27 protein-coding genes, 1 other RNA gene and 1 pseudogene are annotated in these 25,400 nt (G+C 65.7%); 10 read left to right on the plus strand and 19 right to left on the minus strand.

Annotated features, from left to right (window positions below; genetic code table 11):
• Positions 1-9: 9 nt before the first annotated feature.
• The 3 genes from AC1RQP_RS38605 to AC1RQP_RS38615 all read right to left on the minus strand — a co-directional run bounded on the left by AC1RQP_RS38605 (position 10) and on the right by AC1RQP_RS38615 (position 1,465).
• Complete coding sequence (locus tag AC1RQP_RS38605; protein WP_492942845.1) at positions 10-849, minus strand: sterol desaturase family protein; 840 nt, start codon at positions 847-849, stop codon at positions 10-12.
• A gap of 9 nt (positions 850-858) precedes the next feature.
• Positions 859-1,170, minus strand: a complete 312-nt coding sequence (locus AC1RQP_RS38610) for a cysteine rich repeat-containing protein (protein WP_239627865.1) — start codon at positions 1,168-1,170, stop codon at positions 859-861.
• Between the two features lie 73 nt (positions 1,171-1,243).
• The gene (locus AC1RQP_RS38615) at positions 1,244-1,465 is read right to left on the minus strand and encodes a hypothetical protein (RefSeq protein WP_131871821.1); all 222 of its coding nucleotides are present in this window, start codon (positions 1,463-1,465) and stop codon (positions 1,244-1,246) included.
• Positions 1,466-1,648: 183 nt separating this feature from the next.
• Between AC1RQP_RS38615 and AC1RQP_RS38620 the strand changes: the two genes are divergently transcribed.
• Both AC1RQP_RS38620 and AC1RQP_RS38625 read left to right on the plus strand, forming a co-directional pair.
• Positions 1,649-2,371 (plus strand): response regulator, encoded by a 723-nt coding sequence (locus AC1RQP_RS38620; RefSeq protein ID WP_239627864.1) that lies wholly within the window; start codon positions 1,649-1,651, stop codon positions 2,369-2,371.
• Positions 2,371-3,720 carry a sensor histidine kinase gene (locus AC1RQP_RS38625; protein WP_239627862.1) on the plus strand — a complete coding sequence of 450 codons (1,350 nt, stop codon included), beginning with the start codon at positions 2,371-2,373 and terminating at the stop codon, positions 3,718-3,720. The genes AC1RQP_RS38620 and AC1RQP_RS38625 overlap by 1 nt, the downstream gene beginning before the upstream one ends.
• A 167-nt stretch (positions 3,721-3,887) precedes the next feature.
• Here the strand turns inward: AC1RQP_RS38625 and AC1RQP_RS38630 are convergent, their stop codons facing one another.
• The 9 genes and pseudogenes from AC1RQP_RS38630 to AC1RQP_RS38670 all read right to left on the minus strand — a co-directional run bounded on the left by AC1RQP_RS38630 (position 3,888) and on the right by AC1RQP_RS38670 (position 10,639).
• Positions 3,888-4,397: an Lrp/AsnC family transcriptional regulator gene (locus AC1RQP_RS38630; RefSeq protein ID WP_197966480.1), complete on the minus strand. Its 510-nt coding sequence runs from the start codon at positions 4,395-4,397 to the stop codon at positions 3,888-3,890.
• Between the two features lie 97 nt (positions 4,398-4,494).
• Positions 4,495-4,659, minus strand: a pseudogene (locus tag AC1RQP_RS38635) (sugar kinase); the annotation flags it as partial.
• Positions 4,660-4,696: 37 nt separating this feature from the next.
• A complete protein-coding gene (nudC, locus tag AC1RQP_RS38640; protein WP_492942849.1) occupies positions 4,697-5,641 on the minus strand; it encodes an NAD(+) diphosphatase in 945 nt (314 codons plus the stop codon).
• 11 nt (positions 5,642-5,652) lie between these two features.
• On the minus strand, positions 5,653-6,072 hold the full coding sequence (locus tag AC1RQP_RS38645; RefSeq protein WP_239627857.1) for an HIT domain-containing protein: 420 nt from the start codon (positions 6,070-6,072) through the stop codon (positions 5,653-5,655).
• A gap of 267 nt (positions 6,073-6,339) precedes the next feature.
• The gene (locus AC1RQP_RS38650) at positions 6,340-7,467 is read right to left on the minus strand and encodes a muconate cycloisomerase family protein (protein WP_492942851.1); all 1,128 of its coding nucleotides are present in this window, start codon (positions 7,465-7,467) and stop codon (positions 6,340-6,342) included.
• Positions 7,464-8,219, minus strand: coding sequence for an SDR family NAD(P)-dependent oxidoreductase (locus AC1RQP_RS38655; protein WP_492942853.1), 756 nt, complete (start codon positions 8,217-8,219; stop codon positions 7,464-7,466). The genes AC1RQP_RS38650 and AC1RQP_RS38655 overlap by 4 nt, the downstream gene beginning before the upstream one ends.
• Positions 8,219-9,013: an amino acid ABC transporter ATP-binding protein gene (locus tag AC1RQP_RS38660; RefSeq protein ID WP_492942855.1), complete on the minus strand. Its 795-nt coding sequence runs from the start codon at positions 9,011-9,013 to the stop codon at positions 8,219-8,221. Before AC1RQP_RS38660 ends, AC1RQP_RS38655 begins: the two co-directional genes overlap by 1 nt.
• Positions 9,010-9,672, minus strand: coding sequence for an amino acid ABC transporter permease (locus tag AC1RQP_RS38665; protein WP_239627850.1), 663 nt, complete (start codon positions 9,670-9,672; stop codon positions 9,010-9,012). The genes AC1RQP_RS38660 and AC1RQP_RS38665 overlap by 4 nt, the downstream gene beginning before the upstream one ends.
• Before the next feature lie 121 nt (positions 9,673-9,793).
• Positions 9,794-10,639 carry a transporter substrate-binding domain-containing protein gene (locus tag AC1RQP_RS38670; RefSeq protein WP_131871811.1) on the minus strand — a complete coding sequence of 282 codons (846 nt, stop codon included), beginning with the start codon at positions 10,637-10,639 and terminating at the stop codon, positions 9,794-9,796.
• A 186-nt stretch (positions 10,640-10,825) separates the two neighbouring features.
• Between AC1RQP_RS38670 and ffs the strand changes: the two genes are divergently transcribed.
• From ffs to AC1RQP_RS38695, 5 genes are all read left to right on the plus strand, one after another.
• An RNA gene (ffs, locus tag AC1RQP_RS38675) (signal recognition particle sRNA small type) lies at positions 10,826-10,922 on the plus strand.
• 94 nt (positions 10,923-11,016) lie between these two features.
• Positions 11,017-12,858 (plus strand): DNA polymerase III subunit gamma/tau, encoded by a 1,842-nt coding sequence (locus AC1RQP_RS38680; protein ID WP_492942857.1) that lies wholly within the window; start codon positions 11,017-11,019, stop codon positions 12,856-12,858.
• A gap of 113 nt (positions 12,859-12,971) precedes the next feature.
• Positions 12,972-13,292 (plus strand): YbaB/EbfC family nucleoid-associated protein, encoded by a 321-nt coding sequence (locus tag AC1RQP_RS38685; RefSeq protein ID WP_028176358.1) that lies wholly within the window; start codon positions 12,972-12,974, stop codon positions 13,290-13,292.
• Between the two features lies 1 nt (position 13,293).
• Positions 13,294-13,896, plus strand: a complete 603-nt coding sequence (gene recR / locus AC1RQP_RS38690; RefSeq protein WP_124161651.1) for a recombination mediator RecR — start codon at positions 13,294-13,296, stop codon at positions 13,894-13,896.
• 27 nt (positions 13,897-13,923) lie between these two features.
• Complete coding sequence (locus AC1RQP_RS38695) at positions 13,924-14,358, plus strand: hypothetical protein (protein ID WP_492942860.1); 435 nt, start codon at positions 13,924-13,926, stop codon at positions 14,356-14,358.
• A gap of 163 nt (positions 14,359-14,521) precedes the next feature.
• On the opposite strand, the gene AC1RQP_RS38700 is transcribed toward AC1RQP_RS38695, so the two are convergent.
• Entirely contained in the window at positions 14,522-15,877 is a 1,356-nt protein-coding gene (locus tag AC1RQP_RS38700; protein ID WP_492942862.1) for an AmpG family muropeptide MFS transporter, read from the minus strand.
• Between the two features lie 142 nt (positions 15,878-16,019).
• Positions 16,020-17,219, minus strand: coding sequence for a DNA recombination protein RmuC (locus tag AC1RQP_RS38705; protein WP_492942864.1), 1,200 nt, complete (start codon positions 17,217-17,219; stop codon positions 16,020-16,022).
• Positions 17,220-17,390: 171 nt separating this feature from the next.
• Between AC1RQP_RS38705 and def the strand changes: the two genes are divergently transcribed.
• The 3 genes from def to truA all read left to right on the plus strand — a co-directional run bounded on the left by def (position 17,391) and on the right by truA (position 19,782).
• Positions 17,391-17,918, plus strand: a complete 528-nt coding sequence (gene def, locus AC1RQP_RS38710) for a peptide deformylase (RefSeq protein WP_492942866.1) — start codon at positions 17,391-17,393, stop codon at positions 17,916-17,918.
• A gap of 203 nt (positions 17,919-18,121) precedes the next feature.
• A complete protein-coding gene (gene fmt / locus AC1RQP_RS38715; protein ID WP_492942868.1) occupies positions 18,122-19,045 on the plus strand; it encodes a methionyl-tRNA formyltransferase in 924 nt (307 codons plus the stop codon).
• Positions 19,045-19,782 carry a tRNA pseudouridine(38-40) synthase TruA gene (gene truA, locus AC1RQP_RS38720; protein ID WP_492942870.1) on the plus strand — a complete coding sequence of 246 codons (738 nt, stop codon included), beginning with the start codon at positions 19,045-19,047 and terminating at the stop codon, positions 19,780-19,782. Before fmt ends, truA begins: the two co-directional genes overlap by 1 nt.
• Positions 19,783-19,961: 179 nt before the next feature.
• On the opposite strand, the gene dapE is transcribed toward truA, so the two are convergent.
• From dapE to argB, 5 genes are all read right to left on the minus strand, one after another.
• Positions 19,962-21,128, minus strand: coding sequence for a succinyl-diaminopimelate desuccinylase (gene dapE / locus AC1RQP_RS38725; protein ID WP_492942872.1), 1,167 nt, complete (start codon positions 21,126-21,128; stop codon positions 19,962-19,964).
• A 10-nt stretch (positions 21,129-21,138) separates the two neighbouring features.
• Complete coding sequence (gene dapD / locus AC1RQP_RS38730; protein ID WP_035669192.1) at positions 21,139-21,984, minus strand: 2,3,4,5-tetrahydropyridine-2,6-dicarboxylate N-succinyltransferase; 846 nt, start codon at positions 21,982-21,984, stop codon at positions 21,139-21,141.
• Positions 21,985-22,192: 208 nt separating this feature from the next.
• The gene (locus AC1RQP_RS38735; protein WP_492942874.1) at positions 22,193-22,879 is read right to left on the minus strand and encodes a pyrimidine 5'-nucleotidase; all 687 of its coding nucleotides are present in this window, start codon (positions 22,877-22,879) and stop codon (positions 22,193-22,195) included.
• Positions 22,880-23,096: 217 nt separating this feature from the next.
• Positions 23,097-24,083 (minus strand): DUF1036 domain-containing protein, encoded by a 987-nt coding sequence (locus AC1RQP_RS38740; protein WP_239629424.1) that lies wholly within the window; start codon positions 24,081-24,083, stop codon positions 23,097-23,099.
• A 155-nt stretch (positions 24,084-24,238) separates the two neighbouring features.
• A complete protein-coding gene (gene argB, locus AC1RQP_RS38745; RefSeq protein WP_028176345.1) occupies positions 24,239-25,126 on the minus strand; it encodes an acetylglutamate kinase in 888 nt (295 codons plus the stop codon).
• Positions 25,127-25,400 lie beyond the last annotated feature (274 nt).

Here is a 25,400-nt window from a genome sequence, read left to right on the forward strand (position 1 = left end):
CTAACGCGCTCAGCCTCCGGGCGGGCCGAACAGCGCGCGGAGCTTCGCGCCCGCACCCTGTGCCTTCCAGGCGTCGCCCAGCATCGCGATCCATTCGCCGAGCGCAATCCGGATCGGGTTGAAGGATTGCACGCCGCCGACGAGGCCGAACCGGAGCGGCTGGTCGGAGGGCCGCTCGGCAAAGGTCCCGAACAGGCGGTCGAACACGATCAGGATGCCGCCGTAGTTCTTGTCGAGGCACGGCTCATTGCAGGCATGGTGCACGCGATGGTGGCTCGGCGTGTTGAGGACCCATTCCAGGACGCCGAGCTTCGGCCCGAACTGGCTGTGGATGAAGAACTGATAGAGCAGGTTGATGCCGAGCATTGCCACGATCGCGAACGGATGAAATCCGATCAGCGCCAGTGGCAGGAAGAACAGGAAGTTGCCCGAGACGTTTCCGGTCCAGCCGAGCCGGATCGCCGCAGTCAAATTCAGTCGCGTCGTCGAGTGATGCACTGCATGCGTCGCCCACATCCAGCGAATGCGATGCGAGGCGCGATGCTGCCAATAATACAGGAACTCGCTGCCCAGGAATAACCCTGCGAGTGCGATCGGACCGGTCTGCGCGAAGTCGAACAGGCGGTGCTCGTACAGGAACGCGAACGGCATCGCGAGCAGGCCTGCCTCGACCGCGCGCAGCAGGTTCTGTCCGAGGGCCACGCCGAAAGAGGCAGCGCTCTCGCGCCAGTCGTGGGTGTCGCGATGGGCAAGCCGGCCGATGCCGTATTCGAGCAGCATCAGGCCGATCGCCGTCGCCAGGACCATGTACCGGAGCGTTGGGTCGAGCAGGAGAGAAGCATAAGCCACGGTGTCCTCCTATTTCGGGGCGACGCCGGTGGCGACGGCGCTGTCCCTCAGCGCCTGCGCACGGGGCAGGGCTCGTGCGCAGGCCGAGGTGAGCTGGCCGGCGTGAGATTGCAGGCAGGCGAGGATGCGTCCACCACCCGGCGCGACGTCGCTGCAAAGGCGGTCATGGTCGGCGCGGCAGGCCTGCATGACGGTTTGCGCTTCGCTGCGCATCTGCGGCGTGATCTGCGTTTGCAGCTGGCTCTGGGCGAATGCGGACGTCGAAACGCCGAGCGCGACGATGGCCGCAGTTCGCGGCAGGACACGGAAAATCGATGACACGATGCCGTCCTTTCTGGTCTGAAGTGATGGACCGTCGCCGCCCGGGGCTGGGTGCGGCGACGGTCCGGCCCGCTCAGCGCGAGATCGTGCCGGAGCGGGTGTAGGTGTTGCCAGCCGGGCCGGTGCGGGTGACGTTGCGCGTGCAGCTTCCGTTGGCGCAGCCGCCGGTCGCGGTGACGCTGGAGGTGCCGCGCGGCCCGCTCGCCGTTGCCGACCGCGTCCAGGCGTTGGCGTCGGCCGCCGCGGCGACCGACAGGGTGCCGATGACGAGGGAGGTAAGGAAAAGCTTGGTCATGGTCGTCGTCTCCTTCTGGGGGCTGCCGTGAGCGGGAGCCATGAGGAGGAGACTGGTCGTGCCGCGTCTGCGGCGCATTGCCGGAACGAAACGATTGTTATGGCTTTGTCCGACCCGTGTAACACTATGTAACAACGGCGCCCGCGCCCTTGCTTGACGCGAGCCGTTGCCCACAATGCAGTCATGAACGCGCAAGCAGCCACGATTCTCATGGTGGAGGACGATCCCGAGATCAGCCGCCTCGTTGCCGACTTCATGCGGCGCGAGGGGTTCGAGGTCGCTTGCGTCGCCGACGGCAAGGCCATGGATTCGATGCTCCAGCGCCTGCGGCCCGACCTCGTCATCCTCGATTTGATGCTGCCGGGCGAGGACGGGCTTTCGATCTGCCGCCGCTTGCGCGCCGACGATGCCATCCCGATCCTGATGCTGACCGCCAAGAGCGACGAGATCGATCGCGTGGTCGGCCTCGAGATGGGCGCAGACGATTACCTGACGAAGCCGTTCGGTCCGCGCGAGCTGCTGGCGCGGGTTCGCGCCATTCTGCGCCGTGCCAACGGGACTCCGGCAAAGCCGCTGGTCCGGCGTTTTGCCTTCGACCGCTTCGTGATCGATCTCGATGCGCGCAGTGTCGAGACGACCGGGGGCGAGGCGCCGGAGCTGCAATTGACCAGCGCCGAGTTCGACCTGCTCGGTTGCTTCGTGCAGCGGCCGCGAAGGGTGCTCACGCGCGACCAGATCCTCGACTGGACCCGCGGACGTTCGGCCGAGCCGTTCGACCGCACCGTCGACATGCTGATCTCGCGGCTGCGCCGCAAGCTCGACGGTGCAAGTCCCGGCTCCAACCTGATCACGACGGTGCGCAACGGCGGCTATCTGTTCACCGCGACCGTCAAGCAGGTGTCGTGATGCTGCGCGTGACGCTCGCCGCGCGGCTCGCCCTGATCGGACTGGTGGGGATTACCCTGGTGACCATCGTGGTCGTCGCGATCTTCTACCGGACGACCCTCCGCGAAAACGAGCTGACACGGCCTTCGCCCGCGCGTCTCGATGCGCTGGCCACGCTCCTGGAGCGAACGGCCGCCGGTTCACGGCAGGCCGTGCTCGATGCGGTGTCTTCGCCGCAGTTCACCGTGCGCATCGTGCCGTCGGGCGCGCCGGTCGGCGGCGAGACGCCGCCGGAGCAGCAGGAACTGCGCGAGACCTATGCGGCCGGCCTTGCGGGCCGCCCCGTTGAGATCGTGCCGCCGTCCGATCATCGGGGCAGCCGGGCGTTTCCCCGCCTCGCGCGGCTGATGGCCAATGCGATCGAATTCCGCATTGGCCTGCGCAGCGGCGAGTTGCTGGTCATCGATGCCTATACCCGCCTGCCGGTGACCCCGTTCGGCCTGCCCGTCGGCTTCGGCGCGGGCCTGTTCGGCTCGATCGTGGCGCTGCTGGCGCTGCTGGTCATGCAGCGCGAGACGCGGCCGCTGGCGCGGCTCGCCGCCGCCGTCGATCGTGTCGACCTGTCGGCCGATCCGCCGCCGCTGCCGGATGCGCGACGCAGCGCGCCGGAGATCCGCGCCGTCATCGCCGCGTTCAACCGCTTGCAGGGGCGGCTTGCCGAGATGCTGCGTGCGCGCATGACGCTGGTTGGCGGCATCGCCCACGACGTCAGGACTTTTGCAACGCGGTTGCGGCTGCGCGTCGAGCACATTCCCGATGATGCCGAGCGGCAGCGGGCGGTCGCCGATATCGACGACATGATCCGCCTGCTCGATGACGCGCTGCTGTCGACGCGGGCGGGTGCCGGCGGACTGTCACAGGAGATGGTCGAGCTCGCCGCGCTGGTGGCCGTCGAGGTGAACGACCGGCATGCTCAGGGCGCGGCGGTCGATCTGGTCACGGACGAGCGTGCGCGCGACGTCGTCGTCCTCGGCGACCGGCTCGCCCTGCGGCGTGTCTTCGCCAACATCATCGACAACGCGCTCGCCTATGGCCATGCCGCGCATGTGCGCACGGCCCTGAAGGACGGTGCCGTCGTCGTGTCGATCGGCGACGAGGGTCCCGGGATTCCCGCCGATCAGCGTCAGACCGTGCTCGAGCCGTTCCACCGGCTGGAGAAGTCGCGCAATCGCGCAACCGGCGGCGCCGGTCTTGGTCTCGCCGTTGTCCGCAGCCTGGTCGAGGCCCATGGCGGGACGATCGCGATCGGCGCGCCCCCGGACGGAGGCACGCGCGTCAGCGTCACCCTTCCGGTGTTTCAGCCGGTCTAAAGCATGATCCGGAAAAGTGTGAAGCGGTTTTCCGAGAAGATCATGCCCAAACAACAACCTAAAGCGCGATGATGAGGCCCATCCCGATCTCATCGCGCTTTAGAGCGTCTTCGAGCGAAGTGGATACCGGTTCGCGTGAAGAAAGCGCGTCAAAATGAGAATCGGCGTCAGGCCGTCACCACCGCGGGAATCGGCAACGCGGTAACGGACTTGATCTTCTCCATCGCGAAGCGCGAGGTCACGTTCTTCAGCGGCACCGCGCTGATCAGCTTCTTGTAGAACACGTCATAGGCCTGCATGTCCGCGACCACCACGCGCAGCATGTAGTCGACGTCGCCGGCCATGCGATAGAACTCCATCACCTCCGGCATGGCGCTGACGGCTTCGGCGAACCGCTTGAGCCAGGCGTCCGAGTGATCGGCGCTCTCGACCGACACGAACACGGAAATGCCGAGTCCGATCTTGTTCTGGTCGACCAGCGCCACGCGCTTGATGATCACGCCGTCGGCCTCCAGGCGCTGGATGCGCTTCCAGCAAGGGGTCGAGGACAGGCCGACGCGGTCGCCGATCTCGGCCACCGAGAGGGAGGCATCCTCCTGAAGGACCATCAGGATCTTGCGGTCGATGGCATCGAGGCGGCGGCTGGTCTCGGGAACCTGAACGGCAACATCAGTCATTTGAAGAACTTTATTTCATTTATGGGGCTGACTTCCCTGATATAGAGAAAATCCTTCCACGGCAAGCCTATAATCTTCGCGGAGCAGTGGAATTGCTCTAGGGTCGGTCCCGTAAAAAGTCTTCAACTTCAATGCGTTGCGGAGCAGCAAGGCCGGCGCCATGGCGGGTGCATTTCAGCGCTGCGGCGGCCGCAGCGAATCGTAACGGCTCGCGCGCGCCCTCGCGCTTGGCAAGCCGGAGCGTAGAGGCGCCATGGAAGAGAATGCGCGGCGCGATGCCGGCCATCGATGGTCCCGACTCAGGTGCTGCTCTTGTCGTGCACCCAGCGGCCGAGCAGATGATGAGCGATCGCGAAGGGATGCGGGCCGGCGAGCCCGTCGGGATGCGTCCGCGTCAGCATCAGGGCCGCCTCCTCGCGCGTGAACCAACGCGCGTCTTCCAGCTCCATGCGATCGACGACGATGTCCTCGTTCAGCGCCCGTGCGCTGCAGCCGATCATCAGCGATGACGGATAGGGCCAAGGCTGGGTCATGTAATATTGCACGTCGGTGCAGCGAATGCCGGACTCTTCCAGGATTTCGCGGCGCACCGCGTCCTCGATGGTCTCGGCCGCCTCGACGAAGCCGGCGAGGCAGGAATACATGCCGGGCGGAAACTGCTTCTGGCGGCCGAGCAGGCACCTGTCGCCGGAGGCGACCAGCATGATCACGACCGGGTCGGTGCGCGGAAAGTGCTCGGCCTTGCAGGCCGGGCAGTCGCGCTTCCAGCCGCCTTCCTTCATCGCGGTACGCGTGCCGCAATTGGCGCAATAGCCGTGGCGCTGATGCCAGCTCACCATCGACTTCGCCATCGCGATCGCCGACAGCTCCTGCGGCGGAAGCGCCCCCTGCATCGCCATGCCGCGCAGCTCGGTTATGGTGTAGTCCTCCCGGCCGACCAGCTTCTCGGCGGCGGCCTGCGAGAGTCCCATCCCGAACACGGCCGCGCCATCGCGAAGCCCGAGGAAGATCGTGCCGGGATTGGCGCCGCACTTCAGCGCCTCGTCGATCGAGAGCAGCGCGCGCACCGTCTCGCCCTCGCGCTTCACCAGCAGCGAGTCGCGATAGATCACATAGGCGCGCGATGACGGCTTCTGCTCCAGCGCGAACAGCTTCTCGTCGTCGCGGCGCAGATGCGCGGCGCGGTCGAGGATGTTGGTGACGAAGGCCGGCTGCCCCAGCGGAAACGCGTCGAATGCTGACATTTCTCGTTCTTTCAACCCAACCAGATCTTGCGGCGAAGCGCGCTGATGAAATTCTGCACCTCGGTGGCGTCATGGGCCAAAGGCTGCATCACGCCCCACACGGGCCGTGGCCAGGCCGCGTCACTGGTCCGGCGCGCGATGATGTGGACGTGAAGCTGCGGCACGAGGTTGCCGAGCGCGGCGATGTTGAGCTTGTCGCATTTGGTGATCTCCTTCAGCGCGCGCGAGACACGGGAGATCTCGGTCATCAGCTGCGCCTGCTGCACCTCGTCGAGATCGATGATCTCGACCGCGTCGGGCCGTCGCGGCACCAGCAGCAGCCAGGGATAATGCGCGTCCTTGATGACCAGCACCTTCGACAGCGGCAGATCGCCGATGTCGATGGTGTCCTCTTTCAGGCGGGAGTGCAGCGACCAGGCGGGTTCGGGCATATGCGTTTCCGGATGGCCCGATGGGAGCGGGCTTGTTGGTCGCGAGCATACGATAGGGAGTCCAATAGGGGAAGGATGGGGCTCCGCAGGGGCCTCATGCTCTGCTGTCGTCCCGGCGAACGCCGGGACCTATAACCACAGGAAGAAGTTTGGCGAAAGCTCGTCGTGACGGGTCTTTCTGCGGTACGGTCATCTGCGCCTATCGAGAGATCACGCGGTATGGGTCCCGGCGTTCGCCGGGACGACACCAGATCTGTGGCACCGTTCTCACGCCTCCGCCAGCACCTTTGCATTGGCGCGGATCGAGGCCTCGCTGACGCGGATGCCGAGGCCCGGGCCGTCGGGTACCACGACGTGGCCGGCTCGGTTCGCAACGCGCTCTTCCAGCACGTCCTCGGTCAGCACGTGATGTGGCATGTAGAATTCGCAGCCAAGCGAGATGCCGGGTGTGGCCGCGATCAGCTGCGTGCCGGCGGCAAGCCCGATGCCGCCCTCCCACAGCGTGCCGCCATAGCCGGGCAGGCCGGCGATGTCGGCGATCGCCATGATGGCCTGCGCCTCGAACAGGCCGCCAGCCTTCATCAGCTTGATCGAGACCGCGTCCGCCGCCTCGCGCCGTACCACCTCCATCATGTCGCGGCGGTCGAAGCAGCTTTCGTCGGCGAGCACGGGCGTTTCCAGCGCCGCGGTGAGCTGCGCCATCACGTCCAGATATTTGCGCGGCACCGGCTGCTCGATGAAGGTCGGCGCAAATTCCTCGACATCGCGCAGGATCTTGATGGCGCCGAACGGCGCCAGCGCCTGGTTGTAGTCGACCCGCAGGTCGACCTTGTCGCCGAACTCCTTGCGGATCGCATCGAGATGATCGAGGTCTTCACGATGCGGCTTCACGCCGGTCTTGACCTTGTAGATGACATTGCCGTCCGGAACCATTTTCCGCATGCGCTCGAGATCGGCGGCGAAATTCGGATCGGCAATCGAGAAGGAGAGCGGGATCGTGTCGCGCACCCGGCCGCCGAGCAGGTCGGCAACCGAAAGTCCCGACGACTTGCCGACGATGTCGAGCAACGCCATCTCGATTCCGACCTTGGCCTCGGCATGTCCGACCAGTGCGCGGTCGAGCTCGGACATCAGCGCGCGGATGCGGCGCACCGGCTTGCCGAGCACGACCGGGCGCAGATAGATATCAAGCGCCGAGAAGGCCGCTTCCGGCGTTCCCGTAAAGACCTCCCACGGCGCGGCCTCGCCCCAGCCGACCACGCCGTCGCTGGACGTCAGCTCGATCAGCACGCGCTTCACGGTGCCCTTGACGTTGCCGACGCCCTGCAGGCGCGCCATCTTGATCGGGCTTTCGATCAGGAACAGCCTGATGCGTTCGACGGTTGCTTCGTTCATGTCAGGCCCCCATTGACGTGCCAGACCTGGCCGGTGACGTAGGACGCCTTCGGTGATGCCAGGAAGGCGATGATTTCGGCGACTTCCTCCGGCCGCCCGCGGCGGCGCATCGGAATCAACGCCTCGGTGGCAGCGATCTGCTCGGGCGAGAGCCGGCTCTCGCTGGGCTTGTCCTTGACGATCAGGCCCGGCGCGACCGCGTTGACGGTGATGCCGTCTTTCGCAAGCTCGATCGCGGTGAGGCGCACCAGCGCTTCCAGCGCGGCTCGGCTCGCGGCGGTCGCGGCGAACGGCGCGAATTCGGGGCGGATCGCATGTGCCACGAAGGAGGAGACTGCAACGATCCGCGCGTCACGTCCCGCGCGCAGCAGCTGAAGCGCGGCCTCGACCATCCGCGTGAATGCCAGCGCCGATTCATCCATTGCTTGGCGAAACTGGACCGCTGGCGTGCCGATCGCGCTGCCGCGGCGGGCATGGCCACCGACGAGGACCAATCCGTCGAGGCGGCCGAAGGCTGCTTGCGCGGCGGCGATGGCGTCGGTGACGGCCGCTTCCTCGGCGAGATCGCCGAGACATTTGGCGACCACAGCGCCGTTCGCTCCGGCTTCCGCCGCGGTGGCGTCCAGGCCTTCTGCGTTGGAGCGCGTGTGCAGCACAAGCCCGGTGCCGGGCGCGGCGAGAAGTCTTGCCGTGGCGCGGCCGATGCCACTGGCGGCACCGGTGACGAGATAGACGCGGTTGATATCAGGCATCACGATGTCGCGTTGGCCGGCGGCAGCGCGCCGGTGCGGTGGAAATGGCTGAGGAAAGCGCGCGTGGCGGCTTCCCTGGGATTGTCGATCACCTGCCGCGCCGGGCCCTCTTCGACCACGACGCCGTCGCGCATGAAGATCAGGCGGTCGGCGACCTCGCGTGCAAAGGCGATCTCGTGGGTCACGATCACCATGGTCATGCCTTCGGACGCCAGTTGCTGGATCACGTTCAGCACCTCGCCGACCAATTCAGGGTCGAGCGCCGACGTCGCCTCGTCGAACAGCATGACATCAGGCTCCATGGCGAGCGCCCGCGCGATGGCGACGCGCTGCTTCTGGCCGCCGGACAGCGTCGCCGGATATTGATCTGCCTTTTCGGCAAGGCCGACCTTGGCCAGTTGCGCCCGCGCGAGCTTCTCGGCGTCGGCCTTGGCCATGCGCCGCACCGTGACTGGTCCCTCCATGACGTTCTGCAGCGTCGTCATGTGCGGGAACAGGTTGAAATGCTGGAACACCATTCCGGTGGTGGCCCGGAATTTTGCCAGAGTCTTCGTGTCAGGAAGCTTCGTACCATCACCGAACGCAAACCTCGTATCGCCGACGCGGACGTTGCCGCCGTCCGGCACCACCAGCAGATTGATGCAGCGGAGCAGGGTCGATTTGCCCGACCCCGACGGGCCGATCAGCGCCACGACGCCGCCCTTGGCGACGTCGAGATTGATGTTCTTCAAGACTTCGTTGCTGCCAAAGCTCTTGCGCAAGGCCCGGATCTCGATTTTCGACGTGCCGCTCATTCGCTCACCGCCAGTCGCTTTTCGCCGCGGCGGACGATGATGGTGAGCGGAATCAGGATCGCGGCATAGGCGACCGCGACCGCGGTGTAGGTCTCCAGCGGCCGATAGCTGTCATGCGCCGCGACCTGGCTCTGGTAGACGAGGTCGGGCACCGCCAGCACCGAGACCAGCGAGGTGTTCTTGAACTGGATGATCGACTGGTTCATCAGCGCTGGAATCATGCGCTTGATCGCCTGCGGGAGCACGATGCGCCGCATGGTCTGGACCGGCGTCATGCCGAGCGCGGCGCCGGCCTCCGACTGGCCCTTGTCGATCGAGATGATGCCGCCGCGGATGATCTCCGAATAGAACGAGCCGCCATAGAGCGAGAGCGCCAGCGCCGAAGCCGTGATCGGCGTCATCTCGACGCCGGCGAGGATCGGCAGCGCGTAATAGAACCAGATCAGCTGCACCAGGATCGGCGTGCAGCGGAACGCCTCGATGAAGGTGAGGGCGAGAAGACGCAAAGCCTTGAAGCGCGACAGGCTGCCGAACGCTCCCAACAGGCCGAACAGCAATCCGCATACGACGATGACGATGGTGAAGCCGACGGTGACGCCGAGCCCGTTGAGAAAGAGCCAGCGATAGCTCCAGAGGATGCCGAAGTCCCACTGATACATGCGTGTGTCTTACTCGTCGTGGGTGCCGTTGGCACCGTCATTCCGGGGCGCCCGAAGGGCGAACCCGGAAGCTCGAGATTCCGGGTTCTCGCTGCGCGAGCCCCGGAATGACAGGGGAGAATTACAACGAAACGCCCGGCGGAATGTCCGCCTCGGTCACGCCCACCAACTCCATGTTGGTGATGATCGCGTTGCGGATGAAGCCGAGGCCCTTGTTGAAGTCGATCCAGGTGTTGACGTAGTCGCGCCAGGTCTTGTCCGTCTCGCGGCGGAAGCCGGCATTCGACGTGGTGGCGAAGATCGGCGTCGGAAGCACGAGCTGGCCGAGCGACGGATTCTTCTTCAGCACGGTCAGCGACAGCATGGTGATCAGGCACTGCGCGTCGACGCGGCCGGTCTGGAGCGCGGCGGTGGCGTCGTCGGCGGTCTTCAGCCGCGTGATCTGCGCCTTCGGCGTCAGGCGGCTGACCACCTGGTCGTGCGAGGAGCCCTGGTCGACCGCGATCTTGATGTCGGGCGAGTTCAATTCGGCCCAGCTCTTCGGCTTGAAGTCCTTCTTGCAGAGGATGGCGAACGCGTTGTTGAAGACCGGCACCGAGAAGTCCACCACCAGTGCGCGCTTCGGAGTCGGGTTGAGGCCGAAGAAGATGTCGATCTTGTTGGCCTGCAGGTCGAGCACCGAATTGCCCCAAGTGGTCTCGGTGATCTCGAGCTCGGCCTCCATGTCGTCGGCGAGGCCCTTCGCGATGTCGATGTAGAAGCCCTTCCACTGGCCGGAGGCGAGGTCCTTCATGTAATAGGGCGCGCCGCCGCCGACCGCGCCGATCCGCATCTTCTTGGTCCGGCGGATGCGGGCGAAGGTCGATTCGTTCGGATCGGCCGTCTGGGCCACGGCCGGCGAAGCCAGCGCGGCCGCTGTCACCGCGCCCAATCCGACAATCGATGCAACATCACGACGTGTAACCATTAGGATCAATCGCTTTTCTGGTTGGATGGAGTTCCGGGCAGGCGTTCTTAGCAAGGTGGTCCGCACGGTGAAAGCACAGCCTGTCGGCTGGGCAGGCCGGGAATTGCCCGGATACTGGGCAAGCTCGATCTGGTTCAATCCGATACCCGCTTGCTTTCCGCTCCCTTTGGCCCCAAATAGGGACCGGGAGATTGGCGGTGGACGAGCCACTCGCCAACCGGGTCAGGTCCGGAAGGAAGCAGCCCTAACGAGGTCCGGATCGGGTCGCTCGTCAGTCTCCTACCTGTTTTTTCGAGCGAATTGCGCCGGCGGTTGTCCCGCCAGCGCGCTCCTTTCCGCAAGAGCCGGCCGAGAGAGATTTCATTGCGGATCGACCGATGACCGACGCCGGCGCCCCTCCCAATCCCGATAGCGCCAGCCAGGCTGGCTTTGCCCTCGGTGCCCAGCCGGGCACACCCTATCGGGTGCTGGCGCGCAAATACCGTCCTTCCTCATTCGACGACCTGATCGGCCAGGAGGCGGTGGTCCGCACCGTCTCCAATGCGTTCGAGACCGGGCGCATTCCGCAGGCCTGGATCCTCACCGGCGTCCGCGGCGTCGGCAAGACCACCACCGCGCGCATCCTCGCCCGCGCGCTCAACTACGAGATGCCTGATGGTTCGGTGAAGGGTCCGACCATCCACATGCCGACCTTGGGCGTGCACTGCCAGGCGATCATGGAAAGCCGGCACATGGACGTGCTGGAGATGGACGCCGCCTCGCACACCGGCGTCGACGACGTCCGCCAGATCAATGACAGCGTGCGCTATGCCCCCGCCAGCGCTCGCTACAAGGTCTACATCATCGACGAAGTTCACATGCTGTCGACGGCGGCGTTCAACGCCTTCCTGAAGACGCTGGAGGAGCCGCCGGAGCACGCCAAGTTCGTGTTCGCGACGACGGAGATCCGCAAGGTTCCGGTCACCGTGCTGTCGCGCTGCCAGCGCTTCGACCTGCGCCGGGTCGAGGCGGACGTGCTGATGAAGCACCTCGCCAACATCGCGGCCAGGGAAAACGTCGAGATCGAGCCGGAGGCGCTCGGCATCATCGCGCGCGCAGCCGAAGGCTCCGTGCGCGATTCGCTGTCGCTGCTCGACCAGGCGATCGCCCACGCGGCCGGCACCGTCAAGGCCGATGCCGTCCGGCAGATGCTGGGCCTCGCCGACCGCACCCGCGTCATCGATCTCTTCGATTCGCTGGTGCGTGGCGACATCGCCGCGGCATTCAAGGAGTTCCGCGAGCAGTACGACGTCGGCGCCGATCCCATCGTCGTGCTCTCGGACCTCGCCGAATTCGTCAATTTCGTCACCCGCGTGAAGGTCATCCCGGCGACCGCCGACAACGTCGCCTACGGCGAGACCGAGCGGGTGCGCGCGCGCGACTTTGCGTCCAAGATTTCCATGCGCGTGCTGTCGCGGATGTGGCAGATGCTGCTCAAGGGCATCACCGAGGTGCAGGCCGCGACGCGCCCCGCAGCCGCGGCGGAAATGGTTCTGGTGCGCATTGCCTATGTCGCCGACCTGCCGACACCGGACGAAGCGATCAGGATGCTGGAGCAGAACGGCGGCGGTTCCCCGGTCGTGAGCGGCGGCAGTGCGGCGCGCAGCGCGCCTTCGGCGCCGGTTGCGTCCGCGGCGCCCGTTCGCTTGCCGACCTCCTCGCCCTCTTCGTTCGGCGGTGGCGCGGCCCGGCCGCAGATGGCGGCCCCGGTGCCGGATCCGCAAGCCGCGGCACCGCAGCTGCGCATCACCAGCTTCACCCAGCTCGTCGCGCTCGCCGGGCAGAAGCGTGACATCATGACCAAGAGCGCGCTCGAAGGCGACATGCGCCTCGTCCGCTTCGAGGAGGGCCGGCTGGAAGTCGCGCTCGAGCCCAACGCCTCCAAGACCATGATCTCCGAGCTCGCGAGGAAGTTCGAGCTGTGGACCGGCCGCCGCTGGACGGTGATCGTCTCCAACGAGCAGGGCCAGCCGACGCTGCGCTCGGTGAACCAGGCGGCCAAGCAGCAGCATGCCCGTACCGCGGAAGCCGATCCGCGCGTGCAGGAGGTGCTGTCGCGCTTCCCCGGAGCAAAGGTCGTCGAGGTTCGCAGGCTTGCCCCCGAGGCGCCGGAAACCAATATTAACGCCGACTATGGCAGTGACGATCCGCCCGACGGTTCCGACGGCGACGATTTCTAGCGCATGATCCGGAAAAGTGCGAAGCGGTTTTCCGATAAGATCATGCGCAAACAATATGCTAAGGCGCGATGATGATTCATAGCGCCTGAGCCTCTTTCAAGGACACCCGACCCATGGCTGATTTTCTCGGCATGATGAAGCAGGCGGCACAGCTGCAATCCAAGATGCAGGAGATGCAGGAGCAACTCGCCAACGTCGAGGTCGAAGGCATCTCCGGCGGCGGGCTCGTCGCCGTGCGCATGACCGCGAAGATGGATGTGAAGGGCATCAAGATCGATCCCTCGCTGATGAAGGCGGAAGAGCGCGAGGTGCTGGAAGACCTGCTCGTCACCGCGCTCAGTGATGCCCGCCGCAAGGCCGAGACCGCCATGCAGGAGAAGATGCAGGCCCTCACGGGCGGGCTCGGCCTGCCACCGGGGTTGTTCGGCCAGTAAGATGGGCGCGGTTGCAGGTCCTGAGATCGAGCGGCTGGTCCAGCTGCTCGCACGGCTGCCGGGCCTCGGTCCGCGCTCGGCGCGGCGCGCTGCGCTGCATCTGATCAAGAAGCGCGAAGCGCTGATGATGCCGCTGTCTTCGGCCCTCCAGGTCGCGCTGGACAAGGTCCAGGTCTGCAAGACCTGCGGCAACATCGACACGCAAAATCCCTGCACGGTCTGCACCGATCCGAAACGCGATCCCTCCATCATCGTCGTCGTCGCCGACGTCGCCGACCTCTGGGCGCTGGAGCGGGCCAATGCCACCCAGGGGCGCTATCATGTGCTGGGCGCGACATTGTCGCCGCTCGACGGCGTCGGTCCGCAGGATCTCACCATCGATTCGCTGGTGGCGCGCGCGCATGATTCGCAGGTGCACGAGATCATCCTGGCGCTGAATGCGACGGTCGACGGCCAGACCACCGCGCATTACATCACCGACCTGCTTCAGGACGCCAATGTGAAGGTGACGCGGCTCGCCCACGGAGTTCCTGTCGGCGGCGAGCTTGATTATCTCGATGAAGGTACGCTATCGGCTGCGATGCGGCAGCGCACCCTGTTCTAGCCATCCAGACTTCACGGAACGGACGACATGACGAAACTTTTCGCCACACGATCGGCTTTGGTCGCGACGATGATGATGCTTGTGACCCCGGCCATGTCCGCGCAGCAGGGCGGTGAGATGCCACCGCCGTCCAAGCCCGGCAAGCCGATCAACACCGGCGACGTGCTGTCAGGCGAGCTGAACGCGATGAAGGTCCGCGACGTCAAGAACGGCAAGCGCGTCGCGACCTACCAGATCACCTCCGAGCCGCGCCGCCTGCCGCCGCCGAACGGGCTGTGCAATCTCGAGACCGGACCGGAGACCTTCCAGCTAGTCACCTCCACCGATGCGCAGGCTGCACAGCTGAAATCGTTCGTCGGCAAGGAGATCTCGGTCAAGGTCGACGAGATCGCCTGCGCCAGCGATGCCGGCCAGATGAGCGAGGCCGTGATCACGAAGTGGAGCCTGATCAAGAAGCAGTAGGGGGGCGCGACGCTGTCTCCGCCGTCATTGCGAGGAGCCCTTGCGACGAAGCAATCCAGACTGCCCCTGCGGTGACAGTCTGGATTGCTTCGCGGAGCCTGTCATCGGGCCGCGCGTTCGCGCGGACCCGGTGGCTCGCAATGACGAACGAGAGAGGTGAGTTCTACACTCGCACCTGCTCCAACGTGTCGAAATGTCCGCGCTTCTGCAGCCACGCCAGCAGCATCAGGCTCGGAATGGCGACGAGCACGGAGATCGCGAAGAACATCGGCCAGCCCGTCGCCTTCGCCAGATAGCCCGCGCCCGATGACAGGTAGGTGCGTCCCACGGCGGCAAGCGCCGTCAGCAGCGCATATTGGGTCGCGGTGTGCAGCGGGTTCTGGCACAGCGCCGAGAGATAGGCGACGAAGATCACGGTGCCGATGGCGTTGCAGAAATTGTCGGAGGTGATTGCGAGGGTCAGCGCCCATTCATTGACGCCGACGAGCGCCAGCCATGAGAACGACAGGTTGGAGATTGCCTGCACGATGCCGCCGATCCACAGGCTCGTTGCGAGCGAATAACGCCGTGCCACGAAGCCGCCGGCAAACCCGCCGGCCAAGGTCGCTGCGATGCCGACGCCCTTCACGATCACCGCGTAGTCGTTCCGCGTGAAGCCGATGTCGATCACGAACGGCACGGTCATGTTGCCGGAAAATGCGTCGGTGAACTTGAACAGCACGACGAAGGCAAGCGCCGCCCACGCTTCCTTTCGCTGCAAGAATTCCGAGAACGCGCCCATCGCGGCATGGAACACCCGCATGAGCGCGTCCTCGTTCTGCGTGGCAGCCTCGGCGCGCTTGGATTGTGCGGGCTCGGTGGCGGCCAGCGCCGTCACCGTGCCAATCAGCACCAGAGCCGCCATCACCACATAGCCCCACATCCAGGCGGCGCCACGAGGGACGATCGCCTCGAAGCCGGTGACGATGAACAAGGCGCCCGCGGTCGATATCAGCATGCCGATGCGATAGGCCGCGACATAGGCGGCCATGCCGGCCGCCTGCTCGCTTTCGGGCAGGCTCTCGACGCGGAATGCATCGACGACGATGTCCTGCGTCGAGGACATCGTCGCGACCAGGAGCGCACCAAGCGCGACGAACAGCGGCGAGCGCGCCGGATCGGTCAGCGCCAACAGCAGGATCGCGCCGATCAGCAGCAGCTGCGAAAACACCAGCCACCCACGCCGGCGGCCAAATGTGCGCGTGAAGAACGGGACATGCAGTGCATCGACCAGCGGCGCCCACAGGAATTTGAGCGTGTACGGCGTTCCAACCAGTGCAAAGAGCCCGATCGTTCCGAGATCGACCCCCGCTTCGGCCATCCACACCAGCAGCGTCGAACCCGACAGCGCCAGCGGCAGCCCCGAGGAGAAGCCGAGGAAGAGCACGATCAGCACCCGCGGTTGCAGGTAAACGGCAAGGCTGTCGCGCCAGGAGGCAGCGGGAGCGCCAGCGGAGGAAGTCGCGTCGGGTGCGGTCATGGGAGAGGTGTTAGCAGATTCTGGGGGCGCTGCCTCTGCTACAAAACTCGTCATGCCCGGGCTTGTCCCGGGCATCCACGTTCTTGGCGCCGCTCAAAGGTCGTGGATGGCCGGGACAAGCCCGGCCATGACGGCGTGGGCTCTACTCTCCCGCCTGAAGTTTCCGCGGGAACAGCTCCGGCGCGGCTGTCGCCACCAGCCGCGGAGTCTCCGGCGCATCGGTCTTGCTGAAATCCAGCTCCTCGATGCGTCCCGCGCGCTTCTCGATCTTGTCGGCGGAGATCAGCACCTGGCGGACGTCCTCATTCACATCGGCAAAATGCTTTTGCAGCTTCAGCACGCGATCGCGCAGGCGGCCGAGATCGTCGCCGAGCTTGGTCACTTCGGTGCGGATCTGGTCGGCGGCGTCGCGCATGCGCGCGTCCTTCATGATCTGCTGCATCACCTGGATCGCGAGCATCAGCAGCGACGGCGACACCAGCACGACGCGGGCGCGATAGGCCTTCTGGATCACGTCGTCGAAACCGTCATGGATCTCAGCGTAGACGGATTCCGACGGCACGAACATCAGCGCCATCTCCTGGGTCTCGCCGGCGACGAGATATTTTTCTGCGATGTCGCTGACATGCTTCATCACATCGCCGCGCAGTCGTTGCGTGGCGATTCGCCGTTCCTCGTCGGTGCGGGCGTCGTGCAGCGCCGTCATCGCTTCCAGCGGGAATTTCGCGTCGATGCAAAGCGGACGCTGATCGGGCAGGAACACGACGCAGTCCGGGCGCTTGCCGGTGGAGAGCGTGAACTGGAACTCGTAGGCACCCTTCGGCAGCCCGTCCTGGACGATCGCCTCCATCCGCGCCTGGCCGAAGGCGCCGCGCGACTGCTTGTTGGCGAGCACGTCGCGCAAGGTGGTCACCTGCGTGGTGAGATCGGTGAGGTTCTTGTGCGCGCTGTCGATGATGCCGAGCCGTTCATGCAGGGCGCGCAGGCTCTCCATGGTGTTGCGGGTGGAGTGTTCCATGGACTGGCCGACGCGGTGGGTCACCGAATCCAGCCGCTCGTTCACCGCCCGCGCCATCTCGGCCTGGCGGCCGGCCAGAGCCTGGGTCATGGCATCGACCCGGCCCGACGACTCGCTCTGCGCCCGCAGCACCTCGCTCAGACGTTCCTCGAGCTCGTCGGCCCGGATGGCGTTGGCCATGGCGAGTTCCGCGCCGCGCCGCCCGGATCGCGCGATCACGACCGCAATCACCACCAGCAGGATGAGAACCAGGGCGCCGAAGCCGATCAGCGCGTCCACGACGCGCACGGGCCACTCGCCGAGCATGAAGATGAGGTCGTTCATGCCGACCCTTCTAGCCGATTCGCCGGGGCGTACGAACGAATAGCGAACATTTATGGTGAATGCTCCGTTAATTTTTATGGTTAACGAAACCTGAAGTTTTATGGTTAGCGGAGGGTTAACGGGGTTCCTGGCCGCATTGACCGCATCCGGCGCGCGGCTTAAATCGCCGCCATGGCCCTACGAGAAATCATCATCCTGCCGGACAAGCAGCTGCGCCTGGTCTCCAAGCCGATCGAGAAGGTCACGTCGGAGATCCGCAAGCTTGCCGACGACATGTTCGAGACCATGTACGACGCGCCCGGCATTGGCCTCGCGGCGATCCAGGTCGCGCAGCCCTTGCGCCTGATCACCATGGACCTTGCCAAGCGCGACGAGAGCGGCGAGACCAAGCGCGAGCCGCGCGTCTTCATCAATCCTGAAATCCTAGCTTCCTCCGAGGAGCTCTCGGTCTACGAGGAAGGCTGCCTCTCGATCCCCGAATATTACGAGGAGGTCGAGCGTCCGGCGAAGGTGCGCGTGCGCTTCACCGATCTCGACGGCAAGGTGCATGAGGAGGACGCCGAAGGCCTCTTCGCCACCTGCATCCAGCACGAGATCGACCATCTCAATGGCGTGCTGTTCGTCGACTACCTGTCGAAGCTCAAGCGCGACCGCGTGATGAAGAAGTTCGAGAAAGCCGCCAAGCGCGCCGGCGAGTGAATTGTAAACAACTGGTGTTGCCGAGAACTCCCCTGCGCTCCCTCCCCCCCTTGTGGGGGAGGGTGGGGGGAGAGGGGTAGCCCAGCAAATGGTCTGACCGGGGCAATGAACCAATCCGCGCTCACGCCGCAGGAGCGCGTCGTGTGGCACCCCTCTCCCTAACCCTCCCCCGCAAGGGGGGAGGGAACGCAGCGAGTCTGTTGATGTCCCTTCGCCTCATCTTCATGGGCACGCCCGATTTCTCCGTGCCGACGCTGCTTGAGCTCGTCGCGCACGGTCACGAGATCGTCGCCGTCTACACCCGTGCGCCGAAGCCGGGCGGACGGCGCGGGCTGCAATTGCAGCCGACCCCGGCCGAGGAGGCCGCGCGAAAACTCGGCATTCCCGTGCTGACGCCGAAGACGCTGAAGACGCCGGAAGCGCTGGAAGAGTTTCGCGCGTTCGAGGCCGATGCGGCCGTCGTCGTCGCCTATGGCATGATCCTGCCGCAGGCGATCCTCGATGCGCCAAAGCTCGGCTGCTACAATCTGCACGCTTCGCTGCTGCCGCGCTGGCGTGGCGCCGCGCCCATCAACCGCGCGATCATGGCCGGCGATGCCGAGAGCGGCGTGATGGTCATGAAGATGGACGTCGGCCTCGACACCGGCGACGTCGCCATGGCCGAGCGGCTCGCGATCACGGACAACATGACGGCGGCGGATCTGCACGATCGTCTCTCGCGCCTCGGTGCCGATCTGATGGTGCGGGCGATGGCCGCGCTCGACCGCGGCGGGCTCCAGCTCAAGAAGCAGAACGAGGACGGCGTCACCTATGCCGCCAAGATCGACAAGGCCGAGGCGCGGATCGCCTGGACCAGACCGGCGCGCGCCGTGCTTCGCCACATCCACGGCCTGTCGCCGTTCCCCGGCGCCTGGACGGAGCTGGAGAGCGCGCGCGTCAAGATCCTGCGCTGTGAGCTGGCGAAAGGCGCGGGCGAGCCGGGCGCGGTGCTCGACGATCAACTCACCATCGCCTGCGGCGACGGCGCGATCCGAATCATCGAGCTCCAGCGCGAGGGCAAGGGCCGGATGCAGGCCGCGGACTTCTTGCGCGGCGTGCCCGTGAGCCCGCCGATGCGGTTCGGTTGATGCCCCGCTACAAGCTCACCATCGAATATGACGGCGCGCCGTTCTTCGGCTGGCAGATGCAGGAGACGCTGCCGTCGGTACAGGGCGCGCTGCAGGCTGCGGTGAAGGCGATGACCGGGGCGGATTTGCGCGTGCACGGCGCCGGCCGCACCGATGCCGGCGTGCATGCGCGCGGACAGGTCGCGCATGTCGACGTCGACAAGCCGTTTCCGCCGGGCCGTTTTCGCGACGGGCTCAACGCGCATCTGCGCCCGCATCCGATCGCGGTGCTCGAGGCCGAGATCGTGCCTGATAGTTTCGAGGCGCGCTTTTCGGCGGTCAGGCGCCACTACCGCTATCGCATCGTCAACACCCGCGCCAATCTCGCGCTCGACGCCGGCCACGCCTGGCGCGTGCCGCGCCGGCTCGATGCCGACGCGATGCACGCGGCGGCCCAGCGCCTGCTCGGCAAGCACGATTTCACCACCTTCCGCGACACCGAGTGCCAGGCCAAGTCGCCGGAGAAGACGCTTGACCAGCTCGACGTGCTGCGCGACGGCCGCGAGATCACGATTCTCACCTCGGCGCGCTCGTTCCTGCACAGCCAGGTCCGCTCGATGGTGGGATCGCTGGTCTGGGTCGGCGAGGGCCGCTGGACCGCCGACGATCTCTCCGCCGCGTTGGCAGCCCGCAACCGCGCCGCCTGCGGCGTCGTCGCCCCGCCGGAGGGACTGTATCTGATGAAGGTGGAGTATTAAACGAGAGGCGCGCGCTCTCGCCACGCCCACCGTTGTCATGCCCGGCTTGACCGGGGCATCCAGTACGCCGCGGCCTCTCGACTCGATCACTACCGTCTCTGGGATACTGGATCGCCCGGTCAAGCCGGGCGATGACAGCGAAATGTGGGGACTGCGGAGGGTTTGGCGGCGGTTCGCGACTACCCAAAATACCTTGTCAGGATCCCGCGATACACCCGCGTCAGCTTCTCCAGATCCGCCACCGGCACGCGCTCGTCGACCTGATGCATGGTCTGGCCGACCAGGCCGAACTCGATCACCGGGCAATAGCTCGCGATGAAGCGCGCATCCGAGGTCCCGCCGCTCGTCGACAGCTCCGGCTTGCGCCCCGTCACCTCCTCGATCGCGGCGACGGCGAGATCGGTGAAGGGGCCGGGCTTGGTCACGAACACGTTGGAGTTCGACGCCTCCCAGACGATGCGGGCCTTGATACGGTTGCCGCAGGCCTTGGCGAGGCGGGCCTCGACCAGCTCGCGCAGGCTCGCCTGGGTGTGGTTGTCGTTGTAGCGGATGTTGAATCGGGCGCGTGCCTCGCCGGGGATGACGTTGAACGCCTTGTTGCCGACATCGACCGAGACGAATTCGAGATTGGAGGCCTGGAACTGCGCGCTGCCATGGTCGAGCGGCTCGTCGGAGATCGCCACGATCAGCCGCGAAATGTCCGGCACAGGATTGGAGGCGCGATGCGGGTAGGCGACGTGACCCTGCACGCCGTCGACGACGAGCGTGCCGGATTGCGAGCCGCGGCGGCCGACCTTGATGGTATCGCCGAGCGTCTCGACATTGGAGGGCTCGCCGAGCACGCAATGATCGAATTTTTCGCCGCGTTCGGCGGCCCATTTCAACAGCTTGACGGTGCCGTTGATGGAGACGTCTTCCTCGTCGCCCGTGATCAGGAACGAGATCGAACCTTTTCCGTCGCTGCGCGGCTTGCCACCATTGGCCGCGAGATGCTCCAGCACCGCAGCCACCGAGCAGGCGATGCCGCCCTTCATGTCGACGGCGCCGCGGCCGTGCAGGACGCCGTCCTTCACCTCGCCGGAGAATGCGCCGACGCTCCAGGCACTCTCGTCACCCGGCGGCACCACGTCGGTGTGGCCGGCGAAGGTGATGTGCGGCCCTTCCGTGCCGATCCGCGCGTAGAGATTGTCGACGTCGGCGGTGCCGGGTTCGCTGAAGGTCACGCGGTGGCAGGTGAAGCCGGCCGCATTCAGGGCCTTTTCAAGCACCCCGAGCGCGCCGGCATCGGCCGGGGTCACCGAGGGGCAGCGGATGAGATCGCGGGCAATGGAGAGAGCATCGGTCATGCGCGTCGGATCAATCCCGCAGCAGCTCGTTGATGCTGGTCTTGGACCGCGTGCGTTCGTCGACGCGCTTGACGATCACGGCGCATGCGGTGCTCGGGCCGATCTGGCCGTTCTTCATCGGCTTGCCGGGCAGCGCGCCGGGCACCACGACGGAATACTCCGGCACTTCGCCCATGAAGACCTCGCCGGTCTCGCGGTCGACGATCTTGGTCGAGGCGCCCAGGAACACGCCCATCGCCAGCACCGCGCCCTTGCGCACGATCACGCCTTCGGCGACCTCGGAGCGCGCGCCGATGAAGCAATCGTCCTCGATGATGACGGGCTCGGCCTGCAGCGGCTCGAGCACGCCGCCGATGCCGGCGCCGCCCGAGATGTGCACGCGCTTGCCGATCTGCGCGCAGGAGCCGACGGTGGCCCAGGTGTCGACCATCGTGCTCTCATCGACGTAAGCGCCGAGATTGACGAAGGACGGCATCAAGACGACGTTCTTGGCGATGAAGGCCGAGCGGCGGACGATGGCGCCCGGCACCGCGCGAAAACCGGCGTCGCGAAAGCGGTTCTCGCCCCAGCCCTCGAACTTCGATGGCACCTTGTCCCACCAGGTCGCCTTGCCGGGGCCGCCGGGAATGACACCCATGTCGTTGAGGCGGAAGGACAGCAGCACGGCCTTCTTCAGCCACTGATTGACCTTCCACTTGCCGTCGGCGCCGCGCTCGGCAACGCGCGCCTCGCCCTTGTCCAGGATTTCCAGCGACTGGTCCACGGCCTCGCGCACCTCGCCCTTGGTCGTGGTCGAGATGCCGTCGCGCGCCTCGAAGGCGCTGTTGATGGTGGATTCGAGGGCTGCAAGGGACATCGGGATTTCCTCTAGGGAGCGGGAATTTTGATGGATTGGGGCGCTTTTTCGGGATTTGGAAAGGTCAAGTCAAGCGCACATTCGTCGTTGCCGGGTTTGTCTCGGCCATCCTCCACGGTCATTCCGGGGCGATGCGGAGCATCGAACCCGGAATCTCGAGATTCCGGGTTCGCCCTTCGGGCGCCCCGGAATGACGGTGGCCGCTACCTCACCGCAGCGCAGCCAAGAAACCCGCCAGATCATCCGTGACGTGGTCGACATGGGCGGCGTCGCGGCCCTCCAGTTCCCAATCCTCGCGCACCACCTCTTTCGTCCCATCCGGCACCACCAGCACGGTGGTCATGCCGAGCTGGTGCGGGACGGTGAGGTTGCGGGCGAGGTCCTCGAACATGGCGGCGCGGGTGGGATCGACCGCATGCTGGCTGAGGAATTTCTGGTAGGTCTGCGGCGAAGGCTTGGGCTCGAATTCGGCGGCGATGATGTCGAATACACCGTCGAAATGCGAGGCGAAGCCGAGCCGCGCCAGCACCGCGTCGACATGGTCGACCGAGCCGTTGGTGAGGATCAGCTTGCGGCCCGGCAGCTTTGCGATGGCAGCGCCGAGCGCCGGATTCGGCTCCAGCGGCGAGTGGTCGATCTTGTGGACGTAGGCGAGATAGTCGTCGGCGGAGACGCCATGCAGGGTCATCATGCCGCGCATCGTGGTGCCGAAGCGCCGGTAATAGTCCTTCTGGATCGCCCGCGCTTCCTCGGGGCCGACATTCAGCCAGTTGCAGACGAACTCCCCGATCCGCGCATCGACCTGCTGCCACAGATTGACGTGATGCGGATAGAGCGTGTTGTCGAGGTCGAACACCCAGGTGTCGACGTGGTCGAAGGCGCGGGGCGGGGTCATTGCAGATCTCTAAGTTTTGCCAGCGGACGCAGCCTCATTCTCCGCTGTCGTCCCGGACAAGCGAACGAAGTGAGCGCCGATCCGGGACCCATAACCCCAGGGAGTTGTTTGGCGAAGGCTGATAACCACCATCTCGTGCCATAACCAAATCCTGTGGTTATGGGTCCCCGCGTTCGCGGGGACGATGGCGAAATGTGAGGCGTCACCATCATCACCATCACGGCACCGCGAACCGCACCGTCTTGCCGCCGCTCGACATGTCCACGGCGCCAAAGCCCGTCGGCGCAAATCCGCGCGCGCCGCAATCGGTCTGCTCGCTGGTCTCGAACTTGGTCTCGCGCGTGCAGAGCTGCCTGTCGCCGCCCCAGTTCAGCGGCCGATCCTTCAGCTTGACGATGCGGTTGTCGGCGTCGACCGCTTCCGCGAAGCTGAAGATCTGCTTGGGCTGGCCGGTCACATCGGGGTGCAGGCAGGTCTTGGGATCGATGCGATACCAGCCACGGCTCGTCACGGACTTGCCGTCATCGGTCGCGATCGCGGCCATCACCTTGTGCGGCGTGTCGTTGCACCAGGTGAGGCCGGTCGCAGAGGGCGTCTGCACGGCGTCGACCATAGTCTTGAACAGGTTCGGGGAGGCCACGACGTCCGACGACAATCCGCGGCTCTTGAGGAAGGCGGCCAGCGCGGCCTGCGTCTTCGGCCCGTCGACGCCATCGATCGGCGCTGCATCGTAGCCTGCGATCACCAGCAGCCGCTGGATGCCGGCAAGGCGCGCCTGCTCGTCGTCATATTCGGAATCCTCGGCGAGATACGCAACGAGGTTGCCATCCGCTCCTTGCGTCGGAGTCACTTGCGTGAATGCGGCCTGGGTCTGACCGCTCCGGCATTGCCGCGCCGCGGCGATGACGAAATTGTCCTGCGCGACGCACAGCATGTCGCGGCCGCTCTGCGGGATCGGCGAGGCGCCGTAGACGCCGAGCGCGCGGGCATTGAGCAGGATGCGGTCGGCCGTCAACGTGCCCTGCACCACCACGCGGCAGGTGGCGGGATCGATCCTGAACCAGCCGCGCGTCGCGGTCGCCGCCTTGTCGTCGATGCCGATCGCGGCCTCCACGACATAGGACATGCGGTTGCAGATCTTGAGGTCGGCAAGGGCCGGCGCGGAGGAGAACAGGAACGAGACGGCTGCGGCTGGCAGTGTCATCAGGAAGCGCGTCAGGGGTGAGCGGCGGTGTGGCCTCGGCCTTCGTTCGTCATGCCCGGCCTTGTGCCGGGCATCCACGTTCTTGGCGCGGCAGGAAAGATCGTGGATGGCCGGGACAAGCCCGGCCATGACGGCTCCCTTGGTCCGCTCCCGCATCACTTGTGGATCAGCGTGCCTGTGCCCTGGTTGGTGAAGAGCTCGAGCAGCACGGCGTGTGGCATCTTGCCATCGATGATGACGACGCCCTGCACGCCCTGCTCCAGCGCGTAGATGCAGGTCTCCACCTTCGGGATCATGCCGCCCGAAATGGTGCCGTCGGCGATCAGCTTTCGCGCGTCCTTGACCGAGAGCTGCGGGATCAGCTTCTTCGACTTGTCGAGCACCCCCGGCACGTCGGTGAGCAGCAGCAGGCGCTTGGCTTTCAGCGCGCCCGCGACGGCGCCGGCAAAGGTGTCGGCGTTGATGTTCAGCGTCTGGCCGTCCTGCGAGGTCGCGAGCGGCGCCAGCACCGGGATCAGCTCGTAGCCGATCAGCTGGTTGAGCAGCGTGAGGTCGACCTTCTCCGGGTCGCCGACGAAACCGAGGTCGATCGCCTTCTCGATGTTCGAGCCCGGATCGACGATGGTGCGCGTCGTCTTCGACGCCTTCACCATGTTGCCGTCCTTGCCCGACAGCCCGACGGCCTTGCCGCCGGCTTCGTTGATGTAGCCGACGATCTGCTTGTTGACGGAGCCGGCCAGCACCATCTCGACGATCTCGATGGTCGCGGCGTCCGTGATGCGCAGGCCGGCTGCGAATTCCGAGACGATGCCGAGGCGCTTGAGCATGGTCGCGATCTGCGGGCCGCCGCCATGCACCACCACCGGATTGATCGCGGTCTGCTCCAGCAGCACGATGTCGCGGGCAAAGTTCTTCGCGGTTGCTTCGTCGCCCATGGCATGGCCGCCATATTTGATGACGATGGTTTCCTCGTCATACTGCTGCATGTGCGGCAGCGCTTCGGACAGGATGCGGGCCTGGTCGAGCGGAGAGATGTCGGTCATGTCGCGGTCTCGCTGGCGGGACGGTCGGTGCGCGTTCTATCCGATTGCCGGGCGGGGCGCAAAGTGTGGTGTTCTTGCCCTCTCCCCTTGCGGGAGAGGGTGGTCCCGTGTAGCGGCGAGACGGGTGAGGGGTTTTATCCCCGAGCGCCCTTGTGCAGTGGCGTCTACGGATAGAGACCCCTCATCCGGCGCTTCGCTGTCCAGCGGATGGATGGGTAACAAACCAGACCGGATGGATAGGTAACAGTCGTTCATGGTTCGGTCCGCTGCGGCG

The organism is Bradyrhizobium sp. GW821-FHT13H06 (assembly GCF_058803975.1).

Excerpts from the sequence above, each read along its gene's own strand:
- AC1RQP_RS38655 (WP_492942853.1), bottom strand. The coding sequence starts at position 8,219 with ATGCCTGATATCAACCGCGTCTATCTCGTCACCGGTGCCGCCAGTGGC.
- AC1RQP_RS38665 (WP_239627850.1), bottom strand. The coding sequence starts at position 9,672 with ATGTATCAGTGGGACTTCGGCATCCTCTGGAGCTATCGCTGGCTCTTT.
- AC1RQP_RS38645 (WP_239627857.1), bottom strand. The coding sequence starts at position 6,072 with ATGCCCGAACCCGCCTGGTCGCTGCACTCCCGCCTGAAAGAGGACACC.
- fmt (WP_492942868.1), top strand. The coding sequence starts at position 18,122 with ATGTCCCTTCGCCTCATCTTCATGGGCACGCCCGATTTCTCCGTGCCG.
- AC1RQP_RS38735 (WP_492942874.1), bottom strand. The coding sequence starts at position 22,879 with ATGACCCCGCCCCGCGCCTTCGACCACGTCGACACCTGGGTGTTCGAC.
- nudC (WP_492942849.1), bottom strand. The coding sequence starts at position 5,641 with ATGTCAGCATTCGACGCGTTTCCGCTGGGGCAGCCGGCCTTCGTCACC.
- AC1RQP_RS38615 (WP_131871821.1), bottom strand. The coding sequence starts at position 1,465 with ATGACCAAGCTTTTCCTTACCTCCCTCGTCATCGGCACCCTGTCGGTC.
- AC1RQP_RS38680 (WP_492942857.1), top strand. The coding sequence starts at position 11,017 with ATGACCGACGCCGGCGCCCCTCCCAATCCCGATAGCGCCAGCCAGGCT.
- AC1RQP_RS38700 (WP_492942862.1), bottom strand. The coding sequence starts at position 15,877 with ATGACCGCACCCGACGCGACTTCCTCCGCTGGCGCTCCCGCTGCCTCC.
- def (WP_492942866.1), top strand. The coding sequence starts at position 17,391 with ATGGCCCTACGAGAAATCATCATCCTGCCGGACAAGCAGCTGCGCCTG.
- AC1RQP_RS38705 (WP_492942864.1), bottom strand. The coding sequence starts at position 17,219 with ATGAACGACCTCATCTTCATGCTCGGCGAGTGGCCCGTGCGCGTCGTG.
- AC1RQP_RS38620 (WP_239627864.1), top strand. The coding sequence starts at position 1,649 with ATGAACGCGCAAGCAGCCACGATTCTCATGGTGGAGGACGATCCCGAG.
- AC1RQP_RS38685 (WP_028176358.1), top strand. The coding sequence starts at position 12,972 with ATGGCTGATTTTCTCGGCATGATGAAGCAGGCGGCACAGCTGCAATCC.
- AC1RQP_RS38740 (WP_239629424.1), bottom strand. The coding sequence starts at position 24,083 with ATGACACTGCCAGCCGCAGCCGTCTCGTTCCTGTTCTCCTCCGCGCCG.
- AC1RQP_RS38630 (WP_197966480.1), bottom strand. The coding sequence starts at position 4,397 with ATGACTGATGTTGCCGTTCAGGTTCCCGAGACCAGCCGCCGCCTCGAT.
- AC1RQP_RS38695 (WP_492942860.1), top strand. The coding sequence starts at position 13,924 with ATGACGAAACTTTTCGCCACACGATCGGCTTTGGTCGCGACGATGATG.
- dapE (WP_492942872.1), bottom strand. The coding sequence starts at position 21,128 with ATGACCGATGCTCTCTCCATTGCCCGCGATCTCATCCGCTGCCCCTCG.
- AC1RQP_RS38650 (WP_492942851.1), bottom strand. The coding sequence starts at position 7,467 with ATGAACGAAGCAACCGTCGAACGCATCAGGCTGTTCCTGATCGAAAGC.
- AC1RQP_RS38670 (WP_131871811.1), bottom strand. The coding sequence starts at position 10,639 with ATGGTTACACGTCGTGATGTTGCATCGATTGTCGGATTGGGCGCGGTG.
- argB (WP_028176345.1), bottom strand. The coding sequence starts at position 25,126 with ATGACCGACATCTCTCCGCTCGACCAGGCCCGCATCCTGTCCGAAGCG.
- AC1RQP_RS38660 (WP_492942855.1), bottom strand. The coding sequence starts at position 9,013 with ATGAGCGGCACGTCGAAAATCGAGATCCGGGCCTTGCGCAAGAGCTTT.
- dapD (WP_035669192.1), bottom strand. The coding sequence starts at position 21,984 with ATGTCCCTTGCAGCCCTCGAATCCACCATCAACAGCGCCTTCGAGGCG.
- AC1RQP_RS38625 (WP_239627862.1), top strand. The coding sequence starts at position 2,371 with ATGCTGCGCGTGACGCTCGCCGCGCGGCTCGCCCTGATCGGACTGGTG.
- truA (WP_492942870.1), top strand. The coding sequence starts at position 19,045 with ATGCCCCGCTACAAGCTCACCATCGAATATGACGGCGCGCCGTTCTTC.
- recR (WP_124161651.1), top strand. The coding sequence starts at position 13,294 with ATGGGCGCGGTTGCAGGTCCTGAGATCGAGCGGCTGGTCCAGCTGCTC.